Source organism: Nocardia sp. NPDC056100 (assembly GCF_042266325.1).
Taxonomy (GTDB): domain Bacteria; phylum Actinomycetota; class Actinomycetes; order Mycobacteriales; family Mycobacteriaceae; genus Nocardia.
In genome coordinates this window covers 33,451-55,496 of record NZ_JBHJVY010000001.1, presented here as the reverse complement: position 1 = coordinate 55,496, position 22,046 = coordinate 33,451, and the positions used below count along the sequence as shown (strand labels likewise).

Here is a 22,046-nt window from a genome sequence, read left to right as displayed (position 1 = left end):
GCCGCGACAGTCAGCGCGCCGGTGCGGTGAGATCGAAGACCGCGAGATTGCCGACGTGCTGTTCGGTGTAGTGAGCCATCACCCAGTCCAGAATCTGCTTGTTCCCGGCGGGCCGCCACACCCCGGCCTCGGAGTTAGGCTGCGCCGGATTCGGCTGTGCCGCAGGCGCTGTCGGATCGGCGGGCTTCTTATCGGTGCGCCAGGAGTCGGGCAGTTTCACCTCGGGGACGATGTAGTAGCCGATCTGGCGATCGCGCACATACTGCTGGAATTGCGGCAGCGTCGGCACCGGATCCTCGGAGGTGAACCCGCCGATGGCGATCACCGAGGTGCGAGTGGCCAATTCGAGCCCGGCCGCCGGACCGGACCGGTCGATGGCGGCGGACCATTTCGTATCGGTGGCCTTCAGCAGGGCGACCAATTGCGGATCGACGTCACCGTTTCCCATCATCATGCTCATCTGACTGCGGAAAGCGCTGAGCGCACCCAAGTCTCGGGGCGGGGCCGGTGGGCCGACGCTCGGTCCGCCGCCGGTATGCGACTGCGGCAGGGTCGCGGCGGTATAGGCCACCGAACCCGCGAGCCCGGCGAGAATGCCCGCGATGAGCAACAGCGAGGTGGCGCGATCGCGGGTGCGGGCGCGTTTCGCGGCGGGCGGCAGCGCCGCCAAAATCAAGCCGAGCACCGTCACCGCGGTGAGCGCGAGGATCGTCCAGCGCAGCCACGGCTGCCACGCGTGATTGCGCTGCAACAGCACGAAGGCCCAGCCGCCCATGCTGAGAATCAGTGCGGCCCCGCCGATTCGGCCGAAGGCCGTCGTGCGCCGCTGCCACAGCTCATGCGCGCCGAGCGCGAACACCCCGGCGATGGCCGGTGCCACGGCGAGGGTGTAGTAGGCGTGCATACCGCCCTGCATGCCCGAGAACGCGACGCCGTCGATGATCAGCCATAGCCCGAAAACCAGTGCGGCGCCACGGATCAGGTCGATGCGAGGCTCCTTGCGGCGGGCGATGATAACGAGCACGAACGCCAGCAGCGCCGCGGGTAACAACCAGGAGATCTCGAAACCGATCTCGCCGGTGAACATGCGGGTGCGCCCCGACCCGAATCCGCCCGGGCCGAAATGCTGTTCGATGCTGTGCGGGATCTGATAGCCCTCGGGCAATTGGAACGGATTGCGGCCGCCCATATGGTTGTGGCCCAGGTAGCGCGCGAATCCGTTGTAGCCCAGCACCAGATCCATGAACGTGTTGTCCTTGGACCCCGCCAGATACGGCCGTGAGGACTCCGGCCACAGGATGGTCAGCAGCACATACCAGCCCGAGGAGACCAGCAGCGCGCCCGCTGCGGCGAGCAGGTGCAGGAATCGATTGCGCAGGGTGGTCGGCGCGACCACCAGATAGGCCAGCCCGAGCGCGGGCAACACCATCAAACCCTCGAGCATCTTGGCCAGGAACGCGAAACCCAGTGCGACACCGGCCAGTAGCAGCCAGCGCAGGCTCGCCCTGGGCAGTGCCCTAATCGTGCAGTAGGCGGCCGCTGTCATGAGCAGCACCATGACCGCGTCAGGATTGTTGAACCGGAACATCAGCGCCACCACGGGTGTCACCGCCAGGACCGCGCCCGCGAGCAATCCGGCTCCGCGATTCGCGGTGACCCGGGTGACCGCGCCGTACATGAGCGCGACAGCGGCCACCGCCATGAGCGCCTGCGGCGCGAGCATGCTGGCACTGCTGAAGCCAAAGATCTGACCCGAGAGCGCCATCACCCATTGCGAGACCGGCGGCTTGTCGACGGTGATGAAATTGCCCGGATCCAGGGACCCGAACAGCAGTGACTTCCAATCGTCCGAGCCCGACCACACCGCGGCGGCATAGAACCCATTGCCCATCCCATTGACGGTGATATTCCAGAGGTAGGCCACGGCGGTGCCCAGCAGCAGCGCGGCCAATCCCAGCCGCTCCCATCTGCGGGCGGGTGGCAGCAGGGCCGTTGCGGTTTCGGCGGGCGGCGTCGATACGGGCGGCGCGGACTCGGCGGTGGTGACGGTCACCGCGGGAGTCTCGCCGCCGAGCCGGTGAGGAGCCTGGCCTCTAGCTGGGAAAACGCTGTGAATCGGGTTATGCGGGGCAATTTTTCGAGTGGGGAACGCGGGAACGATCTTGGGCGTTGGCCCAGTGATTCGGCAGTGGACGTCAGGTGATCGGATGAGTGTGCAGCGTCGCAAGATCGGTAGATGGGTCGTGGTTTCGGTATGCGCCGCATCGGCGGCATTGGTGGCGGTGCCCGCCGGTGCGGCCGCACCGGCGGAAGCGGCGGACGGCTCACATATCGATCATGTGGTGCGCACCGATGAGCGGCGCGAAACCATCTACGTGTACTCGGCCGCCATGAACCGGGTGATCGGCTTGCGCATCATCCGGGCCGCCGATTCCGGTCGCCCGCAACCGACGCTCTATCTGCTCAATGGCGCGGAGGACGGTGTCGACGCGAGTGGCGTCGAATCCTCCTGGGAGACCAATACCGATCTGGCCGACTTCATGGCCGATAAGAACGTCAATACCGTGACGGTCCTGGACGGCCGCTACACCTACTACACCGACTGGATCGCCGACGATCCGAACCTGGGTCGCAATAAATGGACCACCTTCCTGACGCGAGAACTCCCGCCGTTGCTCGATGCGGAACTGAACGGTTCCGGCCGCAATGCCATTGTGGGAGTGTCGATGTCGGGCACCGCCGCGCTTTCCCTGGCCGAATCCGCGCCCGAGCTGTACCGCAGCGTCGGCTCGTTCAGCGGCTGCGCCGAAACCAGCACCGATCCGGGCCGACGGTATGTGCAGGCGGTGGTGCTCTCCGGCGGCGGCAATCCGTGGAATATGTGGGGCGTGGACGGAGCGCCGGGCTGGGTCGCCAACGATCCGTCCACCCCGGAGAATCTGGAGAAATTGCGCGGGATCGATCTGCACATCTCCGCCGGTGACGGCGGAGCGGCGGACCCCACCGGGCGCGCCCATACCGCCGCCGGCGGCGGAGCGCTCGAATCGGTCGTCGACACCTGTACGCACGAATTGGAGAAGCGCACAACGCAACTGGGCATACCCGCGACCTACACCTATGTCCCCGGCGGTCAGCATTCGTGGCCGTACTGGCAGGACGCGCTGCATCAAGCCTGGCCGGGCATCGAACGATCGCTGACCACCGGCAACTAGCCGCGGGGGATCGGGCGGATCAGTTCCAGCTGTCGATCTTGATATCGCGCGGATCCGGTGCGCCCGTACCCGTTTCGATCAGCTGCTTCAGGCTGACCAGGAATACCGCCCACTTCGTGCTGCAATGGTGCATGAACGGTACAGGCTCCTTCCAGCCCAGATGCCGGAACATCACATTGGCGTACTCGTCGGCCTGTTCGAGCTCGAACTCGACATGAGTGCCGATCCACTCCTCCGGACCGTCGACGACCTCCCAGAGCACCCGCTTGTCCGAGACGAGGTCGACGACCTTCATATCGATTCCGCCGGGGCCGAAACGGAATTGGAGCACGCCGCCGACGTCATTGCCCTTGCCGGAGGTATTACTGGCCCACCAGCCGGATAGGCCCTCGACGCTGGTCAGCGCCGAATAGACCTCGGCCTTGGGCGATTTGATTCCTACCTGGTGCAGGATGTCCACCATTGTCGTTCTTCCTTCTGTGCTTGATCTTGCCGTGTTCGGTCACTGCTGTGCGTCGTGCTTTTCCTTGGCGCGCTGAATCGCTTCGGCGAGCCGTTTGATGCGCCGCAATCGGGCATCCCATTCCGACCCGACCTGGGCCAATTGCGCTACGGCGCGGGCCAATTGGGCCTCATCGACGCGATAGCGGCGTTCGCGCCCGGCGGGCGTGCCGTGCACCAGGCCGACGCGGTCGAGTACGCCGAGATGTTTGGCGATGGCCTGCCGGGTGACGGGTAGTCGTTCACTGAGACTGGTGGCCGTGCCATCACCGTCGGCCAGCAACAGGTCGAGCATGCGCCGACGGGTCGGATCGCCGATGGCCGACCACAGGTCGTCGTCGACCACGGTGGTCATAGCGCGGACACCAGCTTCCCGATGTATTCGCCCAGGCGCGGAATATAGGTGTCCCAACCGGAGACGTGATCGTTGTACTGCGCCTCCAACTTGGCCACCTCCCAGCCCATTTCGCGGAACCCGGTCTCGACCATGCGGATGGTGGTGCCGGTGTCGGTGGGCGTCAGCTCGAAGGTGACCAGCATCGAATTCACCGCATCGTCGACCTCGTTGTCCGGATAGCACCACCGGAACGCGAACAGGCGCGGCGGCTCCACGGTGACCACCGTCATCGCCAGCACGTCGACCCGATCACCCCAGACGAATTCGCCGACCGCGCCCTGTTTCACCTCGTAGGAGGCATCGTCGGTCCACCACTCCGAAATGTGCTCCGGACTGCTGACCACCTCGAACACCACCTCGGGCGGGGCGTCGACGTGAATCTCCCGTTCAATGCTTCCGAATTCCAGACTCGTCATACCGGCCTCCATATGCAACGTTTGGTTGCGTATGACGGTAGTCCTCGATCGGCGAACACGCAACCATTGGTTGCTCAATCCGGCAGAATCGGAACCGACAGTCCCTCTCCACGACCCAGCAGGGCGGCGCGCGTGACCGTGCCCGCGCCGAATCGATTGCGGAGCTCGTCCAGCGTCGAATCGAGGGTCGATTCCGCGCGATGCTCCAGCGGCAGCGACAACTGCATGGTGTCCGCGTCATCGAGATTGGTCAGCGCCAGACCGACCAGTGTCAGCCCGCGCTCGTGAATCATGGGCAGCGCCGCGGCCAGCAACGTGCGCGCCGCATGCAGAATGACCTCGCCGTTATCGGTGGCCTCGGCCAGCGTATGCGAGCGGGTGGCACGGCCGAAATCGTCGAATCGCAAGCGCAGCACCACGGTTCGGCATACCCGGCGCGCCTTGCGCAGCCGGTGCCCCAGCCGATCGGCCAGGCCGAACAGATACGCCTCGATCTCGTCATCGGTGCGGGTACGACGGCCCAGCGCGCGCTGCGCGCCGATCGATCGCCGCCTGCGCCCGGTCTCGACCCGCCGCGGATCGCGCGCCCACGACAGTGCGTGCAGATGCCGCCCGGCCGCCGATCCGAGCACCCCGGCCAGCGGCCCCTCACCCATTTCGGCCAACTGCCCGACCCGGGTGATTCCGCGCTCACGCAGCTCTCGTGCGGTCACCTCGCCCACACCCCAGAGCCGTTCCACCGGCAGCGGATGCAGGAATTCCAGCTCCCCATCCGGCGGAACCTCCAGCAGCCCATCGGGTTTGGAAACGGCGCTGGCGACCTTCGCCAGAAACTTGGTGCGCGCCACCCCCACCGAAATCGGCAGCCCCACCTCGCGCCGAACACGCTCCCGCAAACCCCGCGCGATCTCCACCGGCGTCCCGGCGATCCGCCACAGCCCGCTCACATCCAGGAACGCCTCATCGATCGAGATGCCCTCCACCTCGGGCGTGGTATCCCGGAAGATCTCGAACACCAGCTTGCTCGCCTGCGCGTAGGCGGACATGCGCGGCGGCACCACGATCGCATGCGGGCACAATCGCAGCGCCTGCCTCGAATTCATCGGCGTCCGAACACCGAACGCTTTGGCCTCATAGCTCGCAGCGAGCACCACCCCCGACCCCACGAGCACCGGTTTCCCGCGCAGGCGCGGATCATCGCGCTGTTCCACCGAGGCGTAGAAGGAGTCCAGGTCGGCGTGCAGAATCGCCGCCCGTTCGGGGCGATTCCCCGGGCGGCCGTCCGCACTCGACTCGAACATATGTTCCATAGCGCCAAGAGTGTAGCGCCCACATCGATCATTTCGGTGGCGGCCATGCGCGCTCTTCGAATATCGGGCCGCGCGGACCGCTCCCGCACGTGCTGATTTGCTAGACCGTAACTGAATTGCGGCCATCGGCCCGGGGCGACTGTGGAAGATTAGGGCGCATGCCGCACTCCAATCCGATCGGTGCCTGGAAGTCGCTGCGTGAAGGCAATGAGCGCTTCGTCAAAGGCACACTCCAGCACCCCAGTCAGGGCGCTGCCGCACGCGCCAAACTCGTCGGCGGACAGCAACCGCACGCGATCCTGTTCGGCTGCGGTGACTCCCGGGTGGCGGCCGAGATCATCTTCGATCAGGGCCTCGGCGATATGTTCGTGGTGCGCACCGCCGGACACGTCATCGACAGTTCGGTGCTCGGATCCATCGAATACGGCGTGCACGTGCTCAACGTCCCGCTCATCGTGGTGCTCGGGCATGACAGCTGCGGGGCGGTGCGCGCCACCATCGATGCCCTCGACAATGGCGATGTCCCAGGCGGATTCATTCGCAGCGTCGTCGAACGCGTGACGCCCTCCATCCTCATCGGCCGCCGCGAGGGCCTGGAAGAGGTCGACGATCTAGAAGCCCGGCACGTGGTGGAGACCGCACGGGTGCTCATGCAGCGCTCGATCATCATCTCCGAACGCGTCGCGGCCGGCGAATGCGCCATCGCCTGCGTCACCTACCAACTCGCCGACGGCCGCATCAATCTGCACCGCGTCATCGGCAATATCGGCGAAATCGCCTGACACCGAAAGAGATTCCCTGCCGACGGAAGGGATGACGCCGTGAGCCAGGCGACGCAGTGCCTGATCGTGCTGGGCGTGGTGATCGCCCTGTTCCTGTGGAACCGGCTCCCGGTGGAGATCGTCGCTCTGGGTTCGGCACTGCTGGTCTACGCGCTCGGGCTCATCGATTCCGATCAGGTGTTCGCCGGATTCGGTGATCCGGTGGTGGTGTTCATCGCCGCCATGTTCGTGGTCAGCGGTGCGCTCGAGGCCAGCGGTATCACCGGCTGGGCGGGTCGCCGGATCGTCGCGCTCTCGGGTGGGCGGCAGCGCCGGGCGCTGGTGCTGGCCATGCTGGTCTCCGCCGCGCTGGCCGCACTGCTGACCCAGAACGGTGCGGTGGCCGCGCTGCTGCCGGTGACGGTGTCGCTGGCCATCACACTCGGTGCGCGACCGTCGAAGTTCCTGGTGCCGCTGGCCTACGCCGCACACGCCGGAACGCTGTTGGTGCTGACCGGAACCCCGGTCAATGTGCTCGTGAACGAGGCCGCCGAAGCCGCGGGCGTGCCGAAGTTCAGGTTCTTCGACTTCGCGGTCGCCGGTATTCCACTCGTCGCGGGGACCATCGCGCTCGCCCTGCTCCTCGAACGACTGCTGCCCGACCGCGATCCCGAAACCCTGCCCGCCGATCTGAGCGAACACGCGCGGACCCTGGTCTACGACTACCAACTCACCGGCGGCGCAGCGCTTTTGCGCGTGCGCGGGGACTCGCCGCTGGTCGGTCTGCCCGCCGACACCTTGATCGATCACAAGCCGCCCGGGGTGTTCCCGGTGACCGTGCTGACGGCGGATGAACAGACCCGCGGCCAAGACCCCGTCGAGCGCGGCGACCTGCTCGTCGTGCGCGGTGCGCCCGATGCCGTGAACAGCTTTGCGCGGCAACAGCATCTGGAGCGGCGCACCGCACCCGACGATGACCAGCTGATTCCGCTGCTGCTCAATGCCGAGACGGGTCTGCTCGAAGTCGTGGTGAGCCCGCGCTCACGGCTGGTGGGGCAGCGGGTGTTCCCGGGCATGTCGTCGGATGTGGGTGATGTCGTCGTGCTCGGTGTGCGCCGGGACGGGCGGGACCGCGAATCGGGCAACATTCGCATGGCGGCGGGGGACACCCTGCTGCTGCACGGTTCGTGGGATGCGTTGGCGCGCAAGGCTGATCGCCGCGCGGATGTGCTCAGCGTGGAGTCGCCCGGTGCGCTGCGCAGCCAACTGGTGCCGCCTGGTCCGCGCGCGTGGCGGGCGCTGGGGGTCGTCGCGGTGATGGTGCTGTTGATGGCGACCGGAGTGGTTCCGGCGGCGGTGGCGGTCCTGCTCGCGGCCTGCGCCATGGTGGTGTTGCGGGTCCTCGATCCCGGTGGCGCGTATCGCAGTATCTCCTGGACCACGGTCGTTCTCATCGGCGGCATGTTCCCGCTCTCGATCGCCATGCAGCATTCCGGCGCCGCGGATCAGGTCGCGCATACGGTCGTGTCCGCGGCGGGCGGCAATGGCATCCTGCTGCTGCTCGGTTTATTCGTAATCACCGCGCTGCTGGGGCAATTCATCAGTAATACCGCCACCGCACTGGTCATCGTCCCGGTCGCGGTATCCGCGGCCGCAGACGCCGGGATCTCCCTGCGCCCGGTGCTCATGTGCGTGGCGATCGCGGCCGCGGCGGCCGTGCTGACGCCGATCGCCACACCCGCGAATCTGATGATCCTGGGTCCGGGCGGTTATCGCTTCGGCGACTACTGGCGGTTCGGGCTCCCGGTGCTGGCGCTGTACCTCGTGGTCGCACTCGGCATCGTGCCACTGATCTGGTCGTTCTGAGCGTCGCGGGCTCGGCGCACGAAACCCGCTTCCAGCATCGATAATCCGGGCATGGAGATTCTGCTCGTACTGATCCCGGCGGTGCTGTGCGTGATCGTCGTGCCGGTGGTGATCGTGATCGTGCTCGTCACCCGCAGCTCACCCCGTCGACTGCCGATTCCGGGTCAGGGGCCGGGGCGGAACTCCGGTCAGCATTGGACCCACGCGTTCTTCGATGACAGCTCGAATAACGCGCCCTGGCAGCCCGGCGATCCGTCCTGGGGAGGTTCGGACGGCTACGGCCACCAGCAACACGGTCACCACCATCGCGACTGGGATTCCGGTCACCACGGCGGTTCGGACCAGAGCCATCACGGCCACAGCTGGTCCCACGATCACGGCGGTCACGGCTCGAGTCACGACAGCGGTGGCTCCAGTTACGACAGCGGCAGCAGCGGTTCCAGCGATTCCGGTTCCAGTTCGAGCGATTCGGGTTCCAGCAGTTCGAGCAGCAGTTCCGATTAGCGCTGCCACACTCCGGCCAGACGCGTCACAGAAACTACCGAATGGTCCTCACTATCCTGGTCGGATGAGCACAGGTGCGATAGCGATGGTGCCGATCGACCCCGAACTCGAGACGGTGACCACCACCGGACCGGAGGACGATGCCGCCGCGCTCGGGGTGGATCCGCGCGCGGTCGAGGCGATCTGGGAATCGGTGTGCGACTGGTACCGCATGGGCACCACCCCGGCCATTCAGATCTGTCTGCGCCGCGACGGCAAGATCCTGTTGAATCGGGCCATCGGGCACGGCTGGGGCAATGGCCCCGCCGACACCGCCGAGACACCCAAACAGCTCATCACCCCCGATATGCCGTTCTGCGGCTTCTCCACCGCCAAGGGCGTCGCCGCCGCACTCATGTTCATGCTCATCGAACAGGGCGCGTTCGCGCTGAATGATCCGGTCAGCCAGTACATTCCGGAGTTCGCGGCCAACGGTAAGCAACGCATCACCATTGCCGATGTGCTCTCGCATTCGGCGGGCGTCCCCTTCATTTCCGCGCCCTACTCCGGCACCGCGATGGTCCTCGACGAAGAGCTGGCGGTGCGGGGTCTCGCCGATCTGGTCCCCAGTTGGAAGCCCGGCCGGTTCCGCGTCTATCACGCGCTCACCAGCGGTTTGATCCAGCGTCTGCTGGTGCGCCGCGCCACCGGCAAGCCCATGCGCGACCATCTGCGCGAACAGGTCCTGGATCCATTGGGCTTCCGCTGGAACAACTTCGGTGTCGATCCCGCCGATGTGGACGCGGTCGTCCCGAGCGTCAAGGTGGGCCCCGGCCCCTCCCGGATCTGGCGTCATCTGGCGGGGAGAGCCCTGGGCGGTGGTCTCACCGGTCCCAACCCCGAGGCCGATACCCGAGCCTTCCTCACCGCCGAACTCCCCTCGGGCAACCTGGTCACCACCGCGTATGAACTCTCCAGGTTCTACGAAATCCTCACGCGCGGAGGTGAACTGGACGGCGTCCGAATCATGCGCCCGGAAACCGTGCAACAGGCCGTCCAGCCCGCCCGCTGGATTCCCGGCGCGGCGGGCCGAGTATCGGTGGCCGGATACGAACTGGGCGCACGCCGCTCCAAATTCGGCCGCCACACCGAATCCCATTTCGGCCGAAGCGGTTTGACCACCCAGTACGGCTGGTCCGATCCGGCCCGCGGCCTGTCCGGCGCAATCCTCACCAGCGGTAAGGCCACCGCGGACACCTCCCGACCGTGGCAGCTGGTCGCCCGGATCTCCGACGCGGTGCCCCGCCACATCTGAACGAGGGGCGGTTCAGGAACCCAGCGCCGCGCGGGCGGCGTCGAACCAAGCCTGGGTGCCGACCAACCCGGCCTCGATATCCTTGCGAGCTCCGTTGAACCCGTACAGGTTTCCCGCGAACACGGTCAGCACCGAGCCTTCCTGTTCGCCGATTTCCTCCAACACCTCTGTGTCCTGGAGTAGGTAGGCGACCCCGGCGACCTCGCTCGGGGACCATTCGGTGCGGTGGTCGGCCCAGCCGTCCTGGCGCACGGCGCGGGCGCGGGCGACGAGTTCTGTTTGCAGCGCGGCGCGGTCGGCGTCGGTGGGCTGCCGGGATTTGAGGTGGTCCCAGCTGATCGGTGCTGCGTCGGACACGTCCGGACTCCGTCCCTGAAGGGTCGATGGGTTGACTGCTGGTTTACCGCGAGCTCCCGGGCAATCTATCCCGCCGGAGGTCGGGGCGGTGCAGGCGGTTCCCGGACCCGGGTCACGAACGGTGTCCGATACGCGCAATCGGCTGTCTCGATTCTGTCTTTCCGACAGGTCGGGACGTCATTAGCGTTGGTGGCGCACCCTGGCCGGCGGGGTGCGTCCACCGAATCGCCAGGGACGCGGCAGCTCGATGCGCTGCGCGTCCGACCAGATCAGAGGTTTTCAAATGACTACGACGACTGCCGGTGCGGGTCTCGAGCCATCGAGGCGAACAGTCGGCGCGACCACCCGTCCCGGGCTGGTGCTGTTCATGGTGTGCACCGCGATCTTCATGCTGATGCTCGACGCGACCGTGGTCTCCGCCGCGCTGGCGGATATTCGCAATGACTTCGACTCCTCCATCGACGGCCTGCAATGGGTGATCGACGCCTACGCGCTGCCGCTGGCCGGATTGCTGCTGACCCTCGGCTCGGCCGGTGACAGGTTCGGGCGCAAGCGGGTATTCCTCAGCGGTATGGCGGTTTTCACCGCTTCCTCGCTGGCGCTGGTGCTCGCGGGCACCATTCTGCAACTCAATGTGCTGCGCGCGGTGCAGGGTATCGGCGCGGCAATGCTTTTCGCGACGGCGCTGCCGCTGCTCGCGGTGGCCTATCCCGAATCGCATGCCCGAGCCAGAGCGATCGGTGTCTACGGCGCGGTGATGGCAGGTGCGACCGTTGCCGGTCCGGTCCTGGGCGGTGCGCTGGTCACCGCGTTCGGGTGGCGGTCCATCTTCACCATCAATGTGCCGATCGGTGTGCTGATCTTCGCGCTGGCGCTGCTCCGGATGCCCGAGACCGCAAGGCATCTCGATCGCCGCACGGATTGGCTCGGTTCGGTACTGCTCTCGGGCGGACTGCTGTCGGGCGTACTCGGCCTGACCCGCGGCAACGCCCTGGGCTGGACCTCGGGGACGATCATCGCACTCGGCATCGCCTCGGTACTGCTGCTGACGCTGTTCATGGCGTGGCAATTCCGCAGTCCCCATGCGCTTTTCGATGTCTCCATGCTGCGCAAGCCGGGATTCGCCGGTATCGCGATCATCGCGGTCGCGCATATGGCCACGCTCATGGCCGCCTCCAACTATCTGGCCATCTTCCTGATCAACACCATGGGATTCACTCCGCTCCAGATGGGCCTGCGGCTGGTGCCGATCAGCATCGCGGCGCTGGTCGCCGCACCGCTCGGCGCGGTGCTGGCCAAACGGGTGCCGACCGCGGTGTCGCTGCCGCTCACCATGGGGCTGGTCGTGCTCGGCATGTGGTTGCTGGGCAATGTCGAAAGCGCCGACGCCTGGACGCATTTCGTGCCGGGCATGATCGTCGGCGGTATCGGGCTCGGCGCGATCACCACGGTGAATCAAGCTGCCGCGCTGACCTTCGCCTCGGATGCGAACGCGGGTATGGCCAGCGCGACCTTCGGCACGCTGCGGCAGGTCGGCATGGCGATCGGTGTGGCGGGACTCGGCGCGATGTTCAGCCACAGCGCGCGTGCGGAGGCGGGTCGGGGCCTGGATCTCCTTGCCGCGCACAATGTCACTGTGACGCCGGAATTGCGCACCCAATTCCTCGACGGGGTCGCCGCCGGAGCGGGCACCGACCTGGCGGGAGCGGTGCCACCGGAATTCGCGTCGGCCACACCGCTATTGACCGAGACCGCGCATACGGCCTCGATCGAGGGGCTGAACGCGCTGTTCACGCTGGGTACGGTCTTCGGCCTGGCCGCCACCCTGGTGGCGGCGCTCGCCTTCGCGGCCGAGAAGTGGCGCGCTAGCCGTCGCTAGCCCGGCCGAGATCGGTACCGCTCCCGCCGAAGAATACGGCCGGGGTGGTGCCGATCTCGCGGCGGAACGCGGTGATGAACGAACTCGCTGTGGTGTAACCGACGGTCCGCACGACCCTCGAAATCGGTTGTCCCGCAGCGAGTAGCGGGAGCGCGGAGTTCAACCGCTCCAGTGCGCGCCAGCGTTCGAAACTGGTTCCGGTCTCGGCTCGGAAGCGCCGCGAGAGTGTGCGGGTGGATACCGAGAGCTCGCGGGCCCAGGCATCGAGTCCGCGCGCATCGGCGGGATTCTCCTTGAGCGCGAGCGCAACCCGCCGCGCACCCGGATCGGTCGGCAGCACCACCGGCATCATCGTCACCGCCATAGGGATCATCAGATCCCACAGCACCGCGTTCCCGCGCGCTCGCTGCTCCGACTGCGCGTTGGGCAGATCCGACAGATACCGCAGCAGCGGGCCGATCAATCCGGAAGCGTCCACCACGGTCGGCTGTTTCCAATCCAGCGGGGAATCCCCGGGTTCGAAATAGAGCGACAGCATCTCGCACGAGGAGCTCGGCATCACCGAATGCGGTGTGCCGCCTGGAATCCAGAGCGCTCGCGCGCGCTGCACCACCCACCGGGAATCCCGGGTCTCCATGGTGAGCACGCCGTCGGGCACCCACGTCAGTTGATGCTGCGGATGGCTATGCGCCAGCAGACCGGTCGCGGAATCGAGCGGGATGACAATGCTCGGATAGTCCGCGTAGTCGAGGCTGAGATGCTGATCCGGCGGCATGGCATCCAGATTATGGGGTCGAATCACCCGGGCTCGGAATCGGTGCGCACCTGCGGGAAGACCGCGACCAGGCGCTCGATTCGCGAATCCTCCAGTTCGGGGCGCGGATAGGTGGACCGGAAGATGGCCTCGCCGTCGAACATGTGAATGAGCGAGGTCGCGAGCAGTTTCGCGGTGTCGGGGGAGACCATCGGGGTGAGGGCGGCGACCGCCAACTCCTCCACCGCGTCGAGCAGCGCGCGGGCGACCGGTTCGAGGCGTTCGCGCAATTCCGGTTCGGTGCGGGCGGCCACCAGCAGCTCGAACCAGACCGTATTGGTCTTATCGCGAATCTGACCGCGCACCCGGAGCATGATGTCGGCCAAATCGATCGGCTGATCGGTGGCCTCGGTGCGGCGCAGTATCTGCACCGCCTCGATATGCCGGTGACTGACCTCATCGGCGGCCGCCACCACCAGTTCGGTGCGGGAATCGAAGTGCCGGAAGATCGCGCCCTTGGAAATGCCCGCGCGGCGGCTGATCTCGCCGAGCGAGGCATTGTGATAGCCGATCTCGGCGATCGTCTCGATGGTGGCGTCGACCAGTGCCGCCCGGGTGGCGGCACTGCGTTCGGCTTGTGTGCGGCGACCGGTGACGGCCGTCATCGGCCTCCCGCCCGCAGGAAGCGGCCGGTGCGGCGAGTGCCGAGCACGGGTGCGGAAACACCGTCGCCGAAGACGAATTCGCCGCCGATGAAGACGGCCGATACCGCGGCGTCATTGCGATTCACCATGCGAGACAGGTTGTCATACTCGGGCACCACCTGTTCGGCGTATGTGTCCAGGGACTCATCCAGGTGCGCCGGATCGATGATGATCAGATCCGCGCGGTCGCCCTCGCGCAGGCGTCCGGCGTCGATGCCGTACCAGTCCGCCAGCTCGCCGGTCATGCGGTGCACCGCGTGCTCCAGGGTCAGGAATGGGCGTCCGGCCTGCTCCGCGCGATGCACCCGGCGCAGGAAGCGCAGGCCGAAGTTGTAGAAGGCCATATTGCGCAGGTGTGCGCCCGCATCGGAGAAGCCCAGTTGCACACCGGGATTCGCGCTCAGTTTGTCGAGGAATTCGGGCCGGTGATTGGAGATGGTGGTGCGCCAGCGCAGTTTGGTGCCGTGTTCGACCACCAGATCGAGGAAGGCGTCGACCGGATGCAGGCCGCCGCGGCTCACGCCGACCTGGCCGAAGGTCTTGCCGATGACGGAGTCGTCCGGGCAGTCGACGATTTCGGCGTCGAAGAAATCGCGATGCCACACGCGCATACCGAACTTCGCGTCGTACTCCTTGCGGAAACGCCTGCGGTAGCTCTCATCCTGGAGCAGGGCATTGCGCTGCACCTGATCGGCCAGATGCAGTGCGGCGGCGCCGGATCCGAATTCCTCGAAGATGACCAGATCGATGCCGTCGGCGTACACCTCGAACGGGACCGGCAGATGCTGCCAGCGGAAATCACCGCCCAGGGCATTCACCAGCCGCGCGAGCGGACCCATGATGTACACCAGGAAAGGGTTGGCCTTCAGATCCGCCGCCGAGAGCAGGGTGGTCTTGAGCTTGCGGCGGAACAGACCTGCGCTGCTGAAGGTCATGGCCGCGATACTGCGCGGTGAGGTGATGTCCGGCCCCGCCTGCAGGATGCGATCCCGTTGCCGCAGAATCGCATTGAGCCGCCGGCGTTCCTTCGCCCGGGCGTAGGTCGAGGGCAGGGTGCGGGAGCGGCAGACATCGCCGTCGAGCTTGTCGAACAGCAGCTGCTGCGCGGACATGCCGACGAAACCGGCATCGAGCGCCTCGTGCAGGGCGGCCTCCATGGCCGATTGTTCGGCGGCGGTGGGGCGCACCTTCTTGCGGGTGGCTCGATCCAGGCCCAGCAGCGCGGTGCGGATATCCGAATGTCCCAGCATCGCGGCGATATTCGGGCCGAGGGGGAGTTCCTCCAGCGCGGCCACGTACTCGCGCGCCGAACCCCAGTTCTGCCCGGTGACAGCTTCGATCACGTGCTGGCGCGGGATCGCCTCGACGCGGCCGAAGAGGTCACCGGCATCGGTGGGCCGCACATGCACGGTCGAGAGCGAACAGGACCCGAGCAGGATGGTCGTGATCCCGTGCCGCACCGATTCGGTGAGCGCCGGAGCCTTCAGCACTTCGACGTCGTAGTGCGTGTGGATGTCGACCATGCCGGGTGTCACCCATTTGCCCGTGGCGTCGATGACGTTGTCGCAGCCGGTTTCATCGAGTGGTTGCGCCGAGACCGCGACGACGCGATCACCGCGCAGTCCGAGATGGCGGATAGCGGAGGGCGCGCCGGTGCCGTCGAACCAGCGGCCGCTTTTGATGATCGTGTCGTAGCTCACCCCATGATTGCAACCGATCGGTCACTAACAGTCAATGTGCATATGTACGAAGTCTTTTGGTTGATATGCCAAATCGTCACCCCGCCGCACCCCGTCTGTACTGCATGTTCCTGTCATCCTGAGGGTATGAAGCTCAGCGTTGAGCAGAACGGCGGATCCTTCTACGACGCGGGTAAAGCCCCCGCCGAAGTCGCCGCCGACGCGATTTCCCCCGAGGCCGTGGTGGTCAACTCCGAACCCGCACCGCCACCACCGCCCGCCCCTCCGGCTCCCGAAGCGGAACCCACCCCCGATCTCACCATCGAATTGGCGCGCCTCTACGACACCGCCAGCGGCCGTGAGGAATTCCGCCTATTGCGTCGTATCGGGTATGTCGATGACGCTCCCGGCGGTGTTGGCATCATCCAGGTCCCCGCCGATCTCGAACACTGGACCACCGACCTCACCTCGGTCCCGCCGTTCCTGACCTGGCTGGTACCCAAAACCGGCGCACACCTGCCCGCCGCGATCCTGCACGACGGCCTGGTCCTCGCCAAAGGCGAACCCGCCAGCTACATCGCCGAACGCGAAATCCACCGCGATGAAGCCGATCGCATCTTCCGTGATGCCATGGCCAAGACCGGCACCGGGCTGATCCGCCGGTGGCTGGTCTGGTCCGCGGTCACGGTCGCCACCATGCACGAGGGTCGCCAGGTCGACTGGTCCCCAATCCAGAAGTGGCACTATAGAATCGCGCTCTGGGGCACCCTGCTGGTGATTCTGCTGCTCGGTGTCCTCGGCACCCTGGATCTGTTCGATATTCCGGGTGTCGGGCTGCCCTGGATGGGTGACGGCCCACTGCACAAACTGATCGGCGGCGTTTCCGGAGCCATTGTCATACCGTTGCTCCTCGGGCTCACCTGGGGCAGATTCCGCATCGCGGGCTGGATAATCGGTCCGCTGGTGGCCCTGGTCATTCCGGCCGTAATCCCGATCATCCTCGTTGGCTGGCTGTACATCGCCGTCGAAGCCCTGCACACCTGGCGTCCCTGGCTCGCCAAGGCGCTGGCGACAGCTCTCGTACTCACCGCCTTCTGCGTGTTCATAACCTCGTGGTGCCTGGCGTGACTCGCTGCAAGGATGGATTGCCATGAGAGCCTTGCGTTTTGCCCAGTGGGGGATGGCGGCGACCGCCCTGCTCAGTACGGCGGGGTGCGGTGAGGATGAGCTCACCACCGCACCGCCGACCACCGTGACCGCCACCTCCGGCACCACCTTCACCCTGGCCATCGGCGATACCGCCCGGCTCGACACCGGTCGTCTGGTGGTAACCCTCACCGATGTCTCCGGCGACAGCCGCTGTCCCGAGGATGTCACCTGTGCCTGGGCCGGCGATATCACCGTCACCGTGACGGCGACCGTCGATGCGACGGAAACCCGCTACGGCCTGCACCCCAATCCGCGCGAGAGCAGCGCGTCGACCAACGGCTACCGCATCGAACTCCAGGCCGTCCGCCCTGGCCGCCACACCAACCAGCAGATTCCGCCCACCACCTACCGGGTGGATCTGCTGGTATCGCCCGCCTGATCGGGCAGCAGTGAGGCGACGATGAAGCCCGCGAGTCCGATACCGGCCAGCGCGATGGTCGCCATGGCGTAGGCGTGTCCGGTGAGATCGGCGACGAGAATCGTTCCCGCCACCGCGGTGCCGAGCGCCGAACCGAGATTGGAGGCGCTGCGGGACAGGCCGGAGATCTCACCCTGGTCATCCGCGCCGAAGGCGGATTGCACGACGGTGACCGACGGGGTGAGCATGGCTCCGATTCCCAAGCCCACCAGCAGAAGTCCGGGTGCAAAGGCCCACGGATTCAGCGAACGGTCGGCCAGCGCGATGAGTACACCGAGCCCGAGGACGCTGGTGAGGAATCCGGTTCTGATCAGGGTGCGTTGCGATCGCCTCCGCGCCAGTCGTGCTGCGGCCAGCGAGGATACGAGCAGTCCCGCCGTCGCCGCGGTGAAGATGACGCCGGTCTGGACGGCGTTGTAGCCGCGCACGACCTGCAGGTAGGTGGCGACCACGAAGGACGTGCCGATGAGCAGCAACCACTGCAGCAGTTGGGTGATCAAACCGAGATTGGCCGTGCGCGAGGCGAACATCGCGGTCGTGATCAGCGGCTCCACACCGCGGCGTTCCTTGGCGCGGATACCGAGCACGAACGCGGTCAACAGCACCGCCCCGAGCCCGAGCAGTAGCGCCATCAGCCGAATATCGTTGTCAGCGGCTTGAATTCCCGACACGATCAGAATCAGGCCCGCGGCCGAGAGCACTGCCCCGCTGATATCGAACGGCGCGCTCGGATCCGGCGGCAACGGATCCTCGATCCGCCTGCCCAATAGCGCGATCAAGAGAACGACCACAGCCTGGAACAGAAACGCCGCGCGCCAGGTCAGCGCCGTGGTGATCAGCCCGCCGATCAGCGGTCCGGCGGCCGCGCCGACCCCGCCCATCGCCATGATGACCCCGAACGCCTTTGCCCGCGCGACGGTCTCGGTGAACAGCAACGTCGTCAGAATGTAGACCGGCGGAATCAACAGCGCCGTGCCGATGCCTTCGAGTGTCGAATTGCCCAGTATCAGCACGCCCAGCCCCGGTGCGATCGCACTCGCCACCGCACCGAGGCCGTACACCAGCAGACCAGCCAGGAAGCAGCGCTTACGCCCGTACCGGTCGGCGAGTTTGCCCCCGGGAATCATCAGCGCGGCCATGACCAGCAGAAACAGTGTGATCGCCACCTGCACACCCTGGACGGTGGTGCCCAGATCCACGCTGATGTCGTTGATCATCACGTTCATATTCGAGCCCGCGAAGCTACAGATGAACTGCGCCAACGCGAGCGGAAGCAGCGCCCCGCGCGGAGCCGCTGGCGTCATCTCGATCCTCCCTCACCTCGAGCGGGGCGTATCGAGCTCCAGCCAACCGCTTGCGCGCGGTGCGGGCATCGTCCGAATCGAACGATGTTCGAAGGGTGCACAGTTTTTGATGAGTTCTGTTGGAGTTAAGTTTCGTTTGGTGCGACCAAACGAAACGTATTGAAATCGCAGGTAGATTGAGGGAATCGGGGAGCCTGACATCCGATAACGTTCACTTATCGGTGGTCAGGACGGCTGGGTTCTGATTGGGGCGCAAAAGGATTCGTTTCGTGTTGTTGCGTTGGTAATGACGGAACCAACGCTACGATTTGGCCATGTCGAGCGTGTGTAACTACCCGGGATGCAGCAAGCCGATTACCAAGAGCGGGGGGCCGGGGCGGCCGTCGGAATACTGTGGGCACCCGGATCACACGCGATGGAGGGCCTGGCGGGAACGGCAGCGGCGGTTACAGGAGGAGGCCGAGGTACCGGCCGCGAACGTCACTGTGACACAACAGGGGCCGGTGACTGTGGCTCGAATGCGGGCCGATGAGTTGCTGATTCAGTTCCGGGCACTGGCTGATCAGCTGGGGAATACGCTCTCGGGGGCGGTCGCCGAATTGTCCACGCTGGCAGACCCTTCCATTGCGGAGGCACAGGTCCAGGCCGTGCAGGCGGATGCGGCTCGCCGGATCGCCGAAGCCGAGATGGCCGCGGTGGCGGCGGAGAAGGCACGGCGGGACGCCGAAGAGTCCAGGGCGGCAGCGGAATCGGCAGCCGAGGATGCCGCGGGTGCCGCCGAGCAGGCCGAGGCCCGGATCGCCGAGGCGATGAGTTCGCGCGATGACGCGCTGCGCGAGGTGGAGCGAATCACCAAGCAGGCGGGCGATGATGTGTTCGCCGCGCGCACCGAAGCGGAGCAGGAGGTCCGCACGGTGCGGGGCGAGGCCGCCGAGGATGTGGAGCGGGCGCGTCAGCAGGCGAGCGAGGAGATCGAGCTGGCCCGATCGAAGGCCGCCGCCGAGGTGGAGCAGGTGCGACGGGAGAGCGGTCAGAAGATCACCGCGGCCGCCGCCGAACGGGATCTGGCCGTCCAGCGGGCCGCCGATGCCGACCGCGCCATCGAGCGCGCGGAACAGGCTGCGGCCGAACGCAATCAGGTGGTCGCCGAGACCCGGGACGAATTGACGCGGGTGCGAGCGGAACTGGAACGCGTCCGCACCGAGGCCGCCGCCACCCGGCAGCGCGCCGCCGACGATATATCGGCCCTGCGCGCCGAGGCCGCGGCGACACTGGATCGGGCGCGCCAGGAGTCGGCCGCCCGCATCGCCGCCCTCGACGATGCCCGCCAGCAGATCTCGGCCCGCGCCGAACGCGCCGAACAGCAATTGGACGCAATGATCGCGACACGCCGCCCAGTGGCCGAGAAGAGCACAGTTGGCGATTGACCGACCGGTTCGTCACGGATCGATGCACGCACCGCCGTTCGCAACAAGTGAAATGACATCGGAACGTGCAGCGATGCCGGTGATTTGAAGGGCACAGCGGCGGTATCGTCAGGGGGAAAACAGCGCTCGGGCGCAGACCCTATCTGGAATGATCTTCAATCAACGGTTCTGGCCGTCAGGACTACCGTGTGTCGGAGACCGCCGGGGCACGGAAGGTAAAGGGGTGTCACTTGAATATCAACGCCATGCGAGCACGGCAATCCCGGCCGAGTGTGGCGCGTGTGTACAGCTACGTACTCGGTGGACGAGACAACTACGGCGTGGACAAGAGCGTCGGCGACTACTTCATGAGTGATCTGGCCGGTTCCGAACAACTCGCGATCACCAACCGCGAAGCCGTCCTCCGCGCTGTACACAGCATGGCCTCCGATGGCATTCGCCAATTCATCGATATGGGTTGCGGTTTGCCCGCCACCGAGAATGTCCACGAGGTCGCGCGCCGGCAGCATCCCGATGCCCGGGTCGTCTACGTGGACAATGATCCGTTCGTGGTCGCCCATGGCCGCGCACTGCTCGCCGTCGACGAGGGCATCGATGTGGTCGAGGGCGATGTGGGCAAGGCCGCGTGGATTCGTGAACATCCGGCGGTCGAGCGGCTCATCGATTTCGACCAGCCGGTCGGTGTGCTTTACGCGGCAACGCTGAGCTTCCTGGAGGACGAGGAAGATCCGGCGGGCGTCGTGAAGTTCTGGACCGATCAGGTCCCGTCTCGGAGCCAGGTCTACATCGCGCACTTCCGCACCGGTCGTACCCGCGAGGCACAGGCCACTGAACGCAAGATCCTGGAAGCCTTCGGCCGTGGCCGCTGGCGCACCGATGACGAGATCCGCGCCTTCTACGGCGATCTCGACATTCTCGAACCGGGTATCGTCCCGTGCGCCCAGTGGCGTCCGGAACCCGGTAAGGGTGAACATCAGCTCAGCGATTGGGAAGAGATGGTCGTCTCCGGGCTCGCACGTAAGCCCTGACGCCGTATTCGGCCTTGGCATAAGGCATTTGAGCGCCCGGACCGGTGAAATCACCGGTCCGGGCGCTCGTCTGTCGAGGCTGTGCGATCACCGATCGTCCGCGCCGACGGACCGCAAATGTTCAGCGTCCGCGATCTTGCTTGCCCGCAGCGCGGTGTCGTTGAAGGCTCGGACGCGAGCGGTTTCGCGGGATACACGCCAGACGAAACCCCATTCGATGGGTAGCGCGTCGTCGATCGGAAGGTAGCTGATGTCGGGGCGGAGATAGAAGTGCGCGGTTCGAGCTCCCACGACGAAAGCGCCTTCGCCCGCGCCGATCAGGGCCAGCAGTTCCTGGAAGGTGTAGGCGATGGGCCCGTGGGCGATCGGACGGCCGCTCGGGGTGCGGGCCGGGGTTCGGTCGTCGCGGACCGAAGCGGGGATTGTGCCGGGCATGCGCAGCAGAGTTGTCTCTGCCAGGTCTTCTTGGGAGAGTGCGGTTTTGGCGGCCAGCGAGTGCGTTCGGGGCAGCGCCAGCATGCGTTGTTCGCTGACCAGGGTGGGCCCGGTCACCAGATCGGGTTCACTGACAGGGCGGCTGATCAACACCATGTCGTATTCCTCGCTCCGCCAGCCCTCCAGGCCGTCGGTGTGCTGGACTTCGCGGAAGCGGACTTCGGCACCGGGATGTTCGGCGCGGAACTCCTTGATGGTGTCCATGATTAGCGGGCAGACCGCGGCCGCGCCGACGAAGCCGACATCGAGGATGCCGTCGGTGCCGCGGCCGGAGGAGGCGGCGCGGTCCAGCGCCAGCTGCACCTGACGGAGGCCGGGAGCCAGATCCTCATACAGTTGGCGACCGATCGGGGTGAGGGCCACTCGGCGGCTGGTGCGTTCGAAAAGCGGTGCGCCGAAACGACGTTCGATGGCCTTGATGGTTTGGCTGATGCGGCCGGTGGAGACCCGCAGGCGTCCGGCGGCCCGGCCGAAGTGCAACTCCTCGGCTACCGCGAGGAATGCCTCGATCTCGTACCGTTCCACGAACCC

At 66.2% G+C, this 22,046-nt stretch carries 21 protein-coding genes; 10 read left to right on the top strand and 11 right to left on the bottom strand.

The genetic code is table 11. The features are described from left to right. Window positions 1-10: 10 nt before the first annotated feature. Window positions 11-2,053 carry an ArnT family glycosyltransferase gene (locus ACFC0O_RS00265; RefSeq protein ID WP_375952198.1) on the bottom strand — a complete coding sequence of 681 codons (2,043 nt, stop codon included), beginning with the start codon at window positions 2,051-2,053 and terminating at the stop codon, window positions 11-13. Between the two features lie 154 nt (window positions 2,054-2,207). On the opposite strand from ACFC0O_RS00265, the gene ACFC0O_RS00260 reads away from it, so the two are divergent. Beyond that, window positions 2,208-3,212: an alpha/beta hydrolase gene (locus ACFC0O_RS00260; protein ID WP_375952195.1), complete on the top strand. Its 1,005-nt coding sequence runs from the start codon at window positions 2,208-2,210 to the stop codon at window positions 3,210-3,212. Between the two features lie 19 nt (window positions 3,213-3,231). On the opposite strand, the gene ACFC0O_RS00255 is transcribed toward ACFC0O_RS00260, so the two are convergent. The 4 genes from ACFC0O_RS00255 to dinB all read right to left on the bottom strand — a co-directional run bounded on the left by ACFC0O_RS00255 (window position 3,232) and on the right by dinB (window position 5,827). After that, window positions 3,232-3,675 (bottom strand): SRPBCC domain-containing protein, encoded by a 444-nt coding sequence (locus tag ACFC0O_RS00255; RefSeq protein WP_375952192.1) that lies wholly within the window; start codon window positions 3,673-3,675, stop codon window positions 3,232-3,234. A 39-nt stretch (window positions 3,676-3,714) separates the two neighbouring features. After that, window positions 3,715-4,068 (bottom strand): ArsR/SmtB family transcription factor, encoded by a 354-nt coding sequence (locus ACFC0O_RS00250; protein ID WP_375952189.1) that lies wholly within the window; start codon window positions 4,066-4,068, stop codon window positions 3,715-3,717. Beyond that, window positions 4,065-4,526 carry an SRPBCC family protein gene (locus ACFC0O_RS00245; RefSeq protein WP_364634705.1) on the bottom strand — a complete coding sequence of 154 codons (462 nt, stop codon included), beginning with the start codon at window positions 4,524-4,526 and terminating at the stop codon, window positions 4,065-4,067. Before ACFC0O_RS00245 ends, ACFC0O_RS00250 begins: the two co-directional genes overlap by 4 nt. A 74-nt stretch (window positions 4,527-4,600) precedes the next feature. Further along, entirely contained in the window at window positions 4,601-5,827 is a 1,227-nt protein-coding gene (gene dinB / locus ACFC0O_RS00240; protein ID WP_375955840.1) for a DNA polymerase IV, read from the bottom strand. Window positions 5,828-5,994: 167 nt separating this feature from the next. Here dinB and ACFC0O_RS00235 point away from each other — a divergent pair, with 167 nt between their 5' ends. From ACFC0O_RS00235 to ACFC0O_RS00220, 4 genes are all read left to right on the top strand, one after another. Next, window positions 5,995-6,618, top strand: a complete 624-nt coding sequence (locus tag ACFC0O_RS00235; protein ID WP_364634702.1) for a carbonic anhydrase — start codon at window positions 5,995-5,997, stop codon at window positions 6,616-6,618. Window positions 6,619-6,657: 39 nt separating this feature from the next. Then, window positions 6,658-8,463 carry an SLC13 family permease gene (locus ACFC0O_RS00230; RefSeq protein WP_375952185.1) on the top strand — a complete coding sequence of 602 codons (1,806 nt, stop codon included), beginning with the start codon at window positions 6,658-6,660 and terminating at the stop codon, window positions 8,461-8,463. Window positions 8,464-8,514: 51 nt separating this feature from the next. Next, window positions 8,515-8,967 carry a hypothetical protein gene (locus ACFC0O_RS00225; protein WP_375952182.1) on the top strand — a complete coding sequence of 151 codons (453 nt, stop codon included), beginning with the start codon at window positions 8,515-8,517 and terminating at the stop codon, window positions 8,965-8,967. 64 nt (window positions 8,968-9,031) lie between these two features. Then, entirely contained in the window at window positions 9,032-10,261 is a 1,230-nt protein-coding gene (locus ACFC0O_RS00220) for a serine hydrolase (protein WP_375952180.1), read from the top strand. A gap of 12 nt (window positions 10,262-10,273) precedes the next feature. On the opposite strand, the gene ACFC0O_RS00215 is transcribed toward ACFC0O_RS00220, so the two are convergent. Beyond that, window positions 10,274-10,618: a hypothetical protein gene (locus ACFC0O_RS00215; RefSeq protein ID WP_375952177.1), complete on the bottom strand. Its 345-nt coding sequence runs from the start codon at window positions 10,616-10,618 to the stop codon at window positions 10,274-10,276. Between the two features lie 283 nt (window positions 10,619-10,901). Between ACFC0O_RS00215 and ACFC0O_RS00210 the strand changes: the two genes are divergently transcribed. Further along, window positions 10,902-12,497 (top strand): MFS transporter, encoded by a 1,596-nt coding sequence (locus tag ACFC0O_RS00210; RefSeq protein WP_375952174.1) that lies wholly within the window; start codon window positions 10,902-10,904, stop codon window positions 12,495-12,497. Here ACFC0O_RS00210 and ACFC0O_RS00205 read toward each other — a convergent pair. Genes ACFC0O_RS00205 through ACFC0O_RS00195 form a run of 3 tightly spaced genes read right to left on the bottom strand, consistent with a single transcriptional unit; the run spans window position 12,484 to window position 15,655 of the window. After that, window positions 12,484-13,272: a helix-turn-helix domain-containing protein gene (locus tag ACFC0O_RS00205; RefSeq protein WP_375952171.1), complete on the bottom strand. Its 789-nt coding sequence runs from the start codon at window positions 13,270-13,272 to the stop codon at window positions 12,484-12,486. The two genes, ACFC0O_RS00210 and ACFC0O_RS00205, sit on opposite strands and share 14 nt — an antisense overlap. A gap of 23 nt (window positions 13,273-13,295) precedes the next feature. Beyond that, window positions 13,296-13,916, bottom strand: coding sequence for a TetR/AcrR family transcriptional regulator (locus ACFC0O_RS00200; RefSeq protein WP_375952168.1), 621 nt, complete (start codon window positions 13,914-13,916; stop codon window positions 13,296-13,298). Further along, the gene (locus ACFC0O_RS00195; RefSeq protein WP_375952165.1) at window positions 13,913-15,655 is read right to left on the bottom strand and encodes an amidohydrolase family protein; all 1,743 of its coding nucleotides are present in this window, start codon (window positions 15,653-15,655) and stop codon (window positions 13,913-13,915) included. Before ACFC0O_RS00195 ends, ACFC0O_RS00200 begins: the two co-directional genes overlap by 4 nt. Before the next feature lie 126 nt (window positions 15,656-15,781). On the opposite strand from ACFC0O_RS00195, the gene ACFC0O_RS00190 reads away from it, so the two are divergent. Together ACFC0O_RS00190 and ACFC0O_RS00185 are read left to right on the top strand one after the other, a co-directional pair. Next, window positions 15,782-16,762 carry a DUF1353 domain-containing protein gene (locus tag ACFC0O_RS00190; protein ID WP_375952162.1) on the top strand — a complete coding sequence of 327 codons (981 nt, stop codon included), beginning with the start codon at window positions 15,782-15,784 and terminating at the stop codon, window positions 16,760-16,762. 22 nt (window positions 16,763-16,784) lie between these two features. Continuing rightward, window positions 16,785-17,222, top strand: a complete 438-nt coding sequence (locus ACFC0O_RS00185; protein WP_375952159.1) for a hypothetical protein — start codon at window positions 16,785-16,787, stop codon at window positions 17,220-17,222. Here ACFC0O_RS00185 and ACFC0O_RS00180 read toward each other — a convergent pair. Further along, the gene (locus ACFC0O_RS00180; protein WP_375952157.1) at window positions 17,189-18,565 is read right to left on the bottom strand and encodes an MFS transporter; all 1,377 of its coding nucleotides are present in this window, start codon (window positions 18,563-18,565) and stop codon (window positions 17,189-17,191) included. The genes ACFC0O_RS00185 and ACFC0O_RS00180 overlap by 34 nt on opposite strands. A 518-nt stretch (window positions 18,566-19,083) precedes the next feature. Between ACFC0O_RS00180 and ACFC0O_RS00175 the strand changes: the two genes are divergently transcribed. Both ACFC0O_RS00175 and ACFC0O_RS00170 read left to right on the top strand, forming a co-directional pair. Beyond that, window positions 19,084-19,992 carry a hypothetical protein gene (locus tag ACFC0O_RS00175; protein ID WP_375952155.1) on the top strand — a complete coding sequence of 303 codons (909 nt, stop codon included), beginning with the start codon at window positions 19,084-19,086 and terminating at the stop codon, window positions 19,990-19,992. A 245-nt stretch (window positions 19,993-20,237) separates the two neighbouring features. After that, window positions 20,238-21,020: an SAM-dependent methyltransferase gene (locus ACFC0O_RS00170; RefSeq protein WP_375952152.1), complete on the top strand. Its 783-nt coding sequence runs from the start codon at window positions 20,238-20,240 to the stop codon at window positions 21,018-21,020. Window positions 21,021-21,107: 87 nt separating this feature from the next. Here ACFC0O_RS00170 and ACFC0O_RS00165 read toward each other — a convergent pair whose 3' ends face one another. Further along, on the bottom strand, window positions 21,108-22,040 hold the full coding sequence (locus tag ACFC0O_RS00165; protein ID WP_375952149.1) for a LysR family transcriptional regulator: 933 nt from the start codon (window positions 22,038-22,040) through the stop codon (window positions 21,108-21,110). Between the last annotated feature and the right edge of the window lie 6 nt (window positions 22,041-22,046).

Coding starts and splice junctions, on each gene's coding strand:
- ACFC0O_RS00260 (WP_375952195.1), top strand. CDS start 2,208: ATGAGTGTGCAGCGTCGCAAGATCGGTAGATGGGTCGTGGTTTCGGTA.
- ACFC0O_RS00255 (WP_375952192.1), bottom strand. CDS start 3,675: ATGGTGGACATCCTGCACCAGGTAGGAATCAAATCGCCCAAGGCCGAG.
- ACFC0O_RS00250 (WP_375952189.1), bottom strand. CDS start 4,068: ATGACCACCGTGGTCGACGACGACCTGTGGTCGGCCATCGGCGATCCG.
- ACFC0O_RS00245 (WP_364634705.1), bottom strand. CDS start 4,526: ATGACGAGTCTGGAATTCGGAAGCATTGAACGGGAGATTCACGTCGAC.
- dinB (WP_375955840.1), bottom strand. CDS start 5,827: ATGTTCGAGTCGAGTGCGGACGGCCGCCCGGGGAATCGCCCCGAACGG.
- ACFC0O_RS00235 (WP_364634702.1), top strand. CDS start 5,995: ATGCCGCACTCCAATCCGATCGGTGCCTGGAAGTCGCTGCGTGAAGGC.
- ACFC0O_RS00225 (WP_375952182.1), top strand. CDS start 8,515: ATGGAGATTCTGCTCGTACTGATCCCGGCGGTGCTGTGCGTGATCGTC.
- ACFC0O_RS00220 (WP_375952180.1), top strand. CDS start 9,032: ATGAGCACAGGTGCGATAGCGATGGTGCCGATCGACCCCGAACTCGAG.
- ACFC0O_RS00210 (WP_375952174.1), top strand. CDS start 10,902: ATGACTACGACGACTGCCGGTGCGGGTCTCGAGCCATCGAGGCGAACA.
- ACFC0O_RS00205 (WP_375952171.1), bottom strand. CDS start 13,272: ATGCCGCCGGATCAGCATCTCAGCCTCGACTACGCGGACTATCCGAGC.
- ACFC0O_RS00200 (WP_375952168.1), bottom strand. CDS start 13,916: ATGACGGCCGTCACCGGTCGCCGCACACAAGCCGAACGCAGTGCCGCC.
- ACFC0O_RS00190 (WP_375952162.1), top strand. CDS start 15,782: ATGAAGCTCAGCGTTGAGCAGAACGGCGGATCCTTCTACGACGCGGGT.
- ACFC0O_RS00185 (WP_375952159.1), top strand. CDS start 16,785: ATGAGAGCCTTGCGTTTTGCCCAGTGGGGGATGGCGGCGACCGCCCTG.
- ACFC0O_RS00180 (WP_375952157.1), bottom strand. CDS start 18,565: ATGACGCCAGCGGCTCCGCGCGGGGCGCTGCTTCCGCTCGCGTTGGCG.
- ACFC0O_RS00175 (WP_375952155.1), top strand. CDS start 19,084: ATGCGGGCCGATGAGTTGCTGATTCAGTTCCGGGCACTGGCTGATCAG.
- ACFC0O_RS00170 (WP_375952152.1), top strand. CDS start 20,238: ATGCGAGCACGGCAATCCCGGCCGAGTGTGGCGCGTGTGTACAGCTAC.